Here is a 6,079-nt window from a genome sequence, read left to right on the forward strand (position 1 = left end):
AATGTCCTCACTCCAAAAGTCAAAAAACGACCTTTATTCAGGTGTTTTAAATTATTATTCATATCTTGGTCCTTTTTTAAAATTAATTGCTTTTCTTATTGGTTAATTTAAGACCTTTTTTCTTTTTCTTCTTTTTATTTCCATCTTTTTCATCAATGTCTGGAGAAAAAATAATTAATAAAAGTGATAAAGTAGAGAATAAAAACAAAAGAAATAAAGCAAAAGCGAAAAAATGTTCGTATTTTTTATCAATATTCTTGCTTAAAATAAAATCTAAAAGACTTAAAGAACCTGTCATATATGATGAAAAAGGCAAGATGGTCAATAAACTAATGATAAAATAATAAACCCAAAATTTAGGTTTTTCGTAAAAATATTGCATTTGGTTGATAATATCTATTTGAGCGCATTTCATTATAGATATAACAAACAAAACAATCATTAACAAAGAAATGGTAATTAATAAATAATTCGCGATAATAAACCAAAATTTTTTAAAACGGCCTTCTTTTTGGTTATTAGGGCTGAATTTAAGATAATAAAACCATAAAGTAATTGTATAAGAATATATAGAAATCAAAAAAACTATACTTGGAAAAATAAATATTTTAAAAATATTAGCCTCATTATATAAATTTAAAACAATACCCAGAATTAGTCCGGCGTTGATAATCAAAAAGCGACTAGTGTAACTAAAAAAAGAAGGTAACAAAACTAAAGATAAAAGCAAGATTAAGGCAATAACGATCAACAAAGAAAGAACAAAAGTTATTTTATCTTCCTGCATTTTGTAATTTTCGTTCTTATATCTTTTTTTCTTTTTTTTACGATTAATTCCACCATCATACTTAATGGTTTTTACTTCGCCTTTTTCATCTTTTTCTTCTTTTTTATCTTCTTTAGTTAAAACGATTGTGTTTTCTGCTACATTTTCAACTTCTGTAAAAGCGTCGGTAAAATCATTAAAAGATTTTTTTACCGAAGGAATTAACTTTAACAAATAAACGGATAAAACAGATAAAAGAAATATCATTATCAAAAAGAAGCTTTTTAAAATAATGCTTTCATGTTTTGCTCTTTGGTTTTTATTGCGGCGTTTATGCAACGAATTTATTAAATTTTCTTTGTTCAATTCTTTTTCGGTAAAGAAAGAACCAATTAAAAACATATAATGTTTCTACCTCTTTTCCACTAGAAAACATAAATTATTTTTCTGATGGGAAATTATTGATTAAACTATAAATGTTTAAATTAAGAATATTTAACTCTGGAAAAATTATTATACCACAATAACCTTAAATGGGGATATTATTGTGAATTGTGTAAAATTATGTTTTAACATAATTTTAATATTTTACGCAAAAAAACATAAAAACCATATTTTGTTATAATACAAAAAAGAGAATTAAATTCAAGAATTTAATTATTATAGTTGTTTATATTATAACAAAAATATTTTTAAAGTCAACAAGTTATGAAAAAATAAATCACTTTTAAAACGGCTTTTTTTGTGACTAGAAAAAAGGAACCTCGATAAAAAGGTTCCTTTTGGGGGATAATCTGTTATTTAATATTATCTGTGAATAATATTAAACCGTTTTGGAAGATGATTGTTTAGTAGTTTTAGTTGTTTTTTCTGTCTTTGGTGGATTTAGTAATTTATCCAATTCATCTTTAGTGATGGTTGACGTTTCTAAGAGTTTGTTCGCTATTTGTTCTAATAAAGCTTTATTTTCTTTAACTATTTTTCTAGCTTCTTCCATAGCTTCATCAATAATTTTTTTAATGGCGTTATCAACCGAAGGTTTATTGACGAACAAATTGTTGTCATTCTGCATCGGTCCTAAATCAGACATCCCTAATTTAGTTACCATAAAAGTCGCTATTTGGGTGGATTTTTTAAAATCATCATAAGCTCCGTTAGAAACATCATCAAAAATCAATTCTTCGGCTGCTCTGCCACCTAAAGAAACAACAATACTAGCTAACATGCGTTTTTTAGAAGAAAAGAAGGTTTCTTTTTCTGGAACAGTAATAACATAACCACCAGCATCTCCACGTGGAACAATCGTTATTTTTTGAATTTGTCTTGCGTGAGGCATTTTTAAAGCAATTACTGCGTGTCCTGCTTCATGATAAGCCACCATTTTTCTTTCTTCTTCATCATACTTATTAGAATTTTTTGCTGGTCCCACCCAAACCCTATCAATAGCTTCTTCTAATTCTGTCATAGTTATTTCTTCTTTGTTCGCTCTTACGGCTAAAATAGAGGCTTCATTTAAAACAGAAGCTAATTCAGCTCCACTCATACCTGGAGTATGTTTCGCTAATTGAGAGAAATCTACTTCAGGCGCTATTTTTTTATTATGAGCGTGAACTTTTAAGATAGCTTCTCTGGCTTTGACATTTGGCAAACCAACCGTGAAATGACGGTCAAATCTGCCCGGCCTTAATAAAGCCGGATCTAACATTTCTTTTCTGTTGGTTGCTCCAATAATCATAATTCCTTTTGAGGCGTTAAAACCATCCATTTCGGTTAATAATTGGTTTAAGGTTTGATCGGCTTCGTTATTAGAATGATTATTACCTCTCGCCATCCCTAAAATATCGATCTCATCAATAAACAGGATACAAGGCGCATTATCTCTTAATTCTTTAAAAAGATTTCTAATTTTTAAAGCTCCCATTCCAACATATATTTGCACGAATTCAGAACCAGAAGTAGCATAGAAAGGCACTCCTGCTTCTCCGGCTAGCGCTTTCGCTAATAAAGTTTTACCAGTTCCTGGCGGTCCTTGTAATAAAACTCCTTTAGGCGATTTAGCGCCCATGGTTTCATATTTTTTAGGATTTTTTAAAAAATCAATTAATTCCTTTAGCTCTTCTTTTTCTTCTTCGTTGCCGGCGACATCCAGGAAAGTGATAGGTTGTTTTTCGCCTTGTAAACTGCTCACGCCATCGCCCATTTTGCCCATTTTACGATGTTCTAGCATATTAGAAATAATATATACTGGCCAAATGAATCCTACTAAGGCGGAAAAGACAGTTAAAGTCGGCATTATTAAACCATAACGAACATCGGTCGGTATTTTTTTTAAACTTCTATCATTTTGCCTTTCATATATAACTTGTTTAATTTGCGCCAATTTAATTTCATCAATCGTTTTAGTATAATAAGTTTTATTATCTTTAGTGTGAATCACTATTTTTTGACGACTGTGAAGTCTTAAAAAAGCTCTTATTCCGTTAGCTTCTATTCTATCTTCATATCGATCTACATTACCGCGATTGAGTTGATCTAAAATAAATTGAGGTTCTGTCTCTTCCCCTGTTTGAGTTAAATCCGGGTAATATTCAATTAACAAAAGAGAGGTTAAAGCGAAAACTACAGCTAATAAAATAATTTTCCACTTCTTTTTTTTCTTTAATTTTTTATTTGAAGCCATAATTAAACCTCCTTCCTATTTCTTTTTTTAATAATTAAAACGACAATCCACAAAATAACGGTAGAAATAAGTAAAACAATAGTCAACCATATCCAACCTGCTAAACCTTTTTTAGAAGTAGGATTAATGTCAGTTTTTAAAATATCGCTTTTATTAAGCGAATTTTTGCGACTGAGTTCGTCCATGGTTTGTTTATTGATATAATTTTCTTTCAACAATTTGTCCTGAATTTCTTTCGCTAAAAATTGATTATTTTGGATATGTATTTTTGCTTTATTATAAGTTTCGTTCAACAACTTATTGCAAGAATGATAAAAAATATGATCTTTACTCGGGAAAGTATTGAAAGAAACGTAGTGATTATCTTCTATTCCTTGGTTATAAACCATTTCTTCAATTATTTTTTTAGCTTCTTCTAAATCTTTTTGCGATTTAGTAGAAACTGAACCAATTAAAACGTCTTCAGCCGCTCTTCCGGCTAATAAAAAAGTTACTTTTTTTAATATTTGTTCTCTAGTTTTAAAGTTACTGTGTTCTTCAACGTAATTATGTGCCGTTGGGTTGTTAGAAAGTTCGACAGTGTTTTTGTAAAAAAGATCAGGTTTTTGCAAATATTGAATCAAAGCGTGTCCTGTTTCGTTAGCTGCCACAATCTTTTTTTCTTGTTCGCTATATTGTCTTTGAAGCATTTTCCTACCGAACAAATGCTGTTCTATGCTTTCGTTTAAATATTTTTCAGTAATTTTAAATTTTTGCGAAATTAAAAAATTTTTTATATTTTTCACTACTATTTCCAAAACATCTTTTCTTTTGTTTTGTAACGAATTTTCATCGTTTAAATCTGTTATTTCGATATTTCCTTGAAGAATGTCTGAATCTAATTCAGAAGTTATGTGATGTTTATTTTTTAAAATGTAACCCACATAATAATCTTTTTCATTCGGAAAAATAATATTTTTAATTTTCTCCGCTATTTTATCTAAATCAGTTGCACTATAATTTAAAAGTTCTTCTTTCTTAGTCAAATCAGTTTTACTATCGATTCTTCCGTATTGCAATTCTGCTCGTTTATTTTGCACTTGCGGATTGTCATAGTAGTCGATTATAAATTCAACTATTTCTTCTTTTAAAATATCTTGTATTATATTGAAAGCAACTTCATTAACTACTTTTGAAATAGTAGCTCCGCTAAAATCTGTCGCTTTATCAGATAAACTTTCATAATTAATGTTGTCGTCTAGTTGACCATTTTCTTTGTATTTTTTTAAAAAGACTTCAAATAACTTTATTTTACTGGTTTTATCAGGCAAACCTACATAAATCTTACGATCTAAACGACCAGGTCTAGTTAGTGCTTCGTCTAAAATATCATCTTTATTAGTTGCTCCGATAATTACAACATCTGGATTTGAATTCATTCCATCCAGCAAAGTTAATAAAGTATTAACCATTTTATTGTGAGATAAACCAGCAGCTTGAGAATCGCTTGTTCTTTTGGTCGCGATAGTATCAATCTCATCAATAAAGATAATACAACCTTTTTTACTTTCTTTCGCTAATTTATCAGCTTCTTTAAATTTTTCTTGAAGCATTTCAGGACCTGCTCCGACATATTGTTTCACGAATTCAGGACCATCAGCAATAATAAAAGGCACACCTGATTCGTTTGCTAAAGCTTCCATTAAAATAGTTTTACCTGTACCTGGCGGGGCGTACAATAAAGCTCCTTTCGGCGCTTTAATATTAAATTGTTTATATAATTCTTTATTATTAAAATAATGAGCTATTTCTCTTAATTGATCTTTTGCTTCATCTAAACCTGCTATATCATCAAAAGTTTTCTTTTGTTTTTTAGACGGAGGGATTATTAAAGAAATGTTATCGCCGCCACCTTTTAAACCTTTAAAAATAAAAACTTTATTAGAATGGATTTTTTCTTTAATTAATTGATCATAATTGTTGATGTTATCGTCTCTTGTTCCTCCGTTAAAATAAACTAACAAAGGTGTAACTTGATTTTTTATATCCCCTTGGTTGTATTCTATCGATTTGTCAAAAAAAACCGTATTATTTTCTGCATTTTTAGAATTATAATAAACTTTATTATTTTGAGGGTTTTCTAAAATAAATTTTTTACCGGGGTTTAATTCTTCTAATTTTTTTAAGATGTTTGGATAATAATCTATTTTATTTGCGGAATTTTTCACCACTTTATATTCTTCTTGAATGACGGCGTATACAGTCGAAGAAGAAAAATAAATTATAAACAACAATATTAAAATGGAGTGAGGAAAAATATTAAATCTGTTTTTATTTTTGTAATTCATCGTTGATTCCTTTCTTAGTCGTCTTCATTTTTTGGTTCTCCATTTGAGTCGAAATAAATAGTTTTGATTCTGTTATTTTCCCCATCATATTTAGCAATATAAGAATTTTCATTTGTCCAATCTTTTTCCCCATCTTCTTTATATTTTATTTGTTTAGTGATATTTTTATTATTATCGTATTCTCTAACAAAAGTATCTTCATGGTCCCAATGAGTATCGCCGTTTTCTTTATATTTCAATTGTTTAGTGATATTTTTATTATTATCGTATTCTCTAACAAAAGTATCTTCATGGTCCCAATGAGTA

Annotated in this window: 3 protein-coding genes and 1 pseudogene; all 4 read right to left on the reverse strand. The window is 29.0% G+C overall.

The genetic code is table 11. The annotated features are described in order from the left end of the window. Positions 1-82 precede the first annotated feature (82 nt). Complete coding sequence (locus HR065_RS02750; protein WP_178734373.1) at positions 83-1,168, reverse strand: hypothetical protein; 1,086 nt, start codon at positions 1,166-1,168, stop codon at positions 83-85. 421 nt (positions 1,169-1,589) lie between these two features. Continuing rightward, a complete protein-coding gene (ftsH, locus tag HR065_RS02755) occupies positions 1,590-3,446 on the reverse strand; it encodes an ATP-dependent zinc metalloprotease FtsH (RefSeq protein ID WP_218644391.1) in 1,857 nt (618 codons plus the stop codon). 2 nt (positions 3,447-3,448) lie between these two features. Beyond that, positions 3,449-5,773 carry an AAA family ATPase gene (locus HR065_RS02760; RefSeq protein WP_178734374.1) on the reverse strand — a complete coding sequence of 775 codons (2,325 nt, stop codon included), beginning with the start codon at positions 5,771-5,773 and terminating at the stop codon, positions 3,449-3,451. 14 nt (positions 5,774-5,787) lie between these two features. Further along, a pseudogene (locus HR065_RS02765) lies at positions 5,788-6,079 on the reverse strand (hypothetical protein); the annotation flags it as partial.

Origin of the sequence: Candidatus Phytoplasma pruni, assembly GCF_013391955.1 — a bacterium.
Classification (GTDB): domain Bacteria; phylum Bacillota_I; class Bacilli_A; order Acholeplasmatales; family Acholeplasmataceae; genus Phytoplasma.

Bases quoted from the DNA above. Each gene is read 5' to 3' on its own strand.
- HR065_RS02750 (WP_178734373.1), bottom strand. From the start codon at position 1,168: ATGTTTTTAATTGGTTCTTTCTTTACCGAAAAAGAATTGAACAAAGAA.
- ftsH (WP_218644391.1), bottom strand. From the start codon at position 3,446: ATGGCTTCAAATAAAAAATTAAAGAAAAAAAAGAAGTGGAAAATTATT.
- HR065_RS02760 (WP_178734374.1), bottom strand. From the start codon at position 5,773: ATGAATTACAAAAATAAAAACAGATTTAATATTTTTCCTCACTCCATT.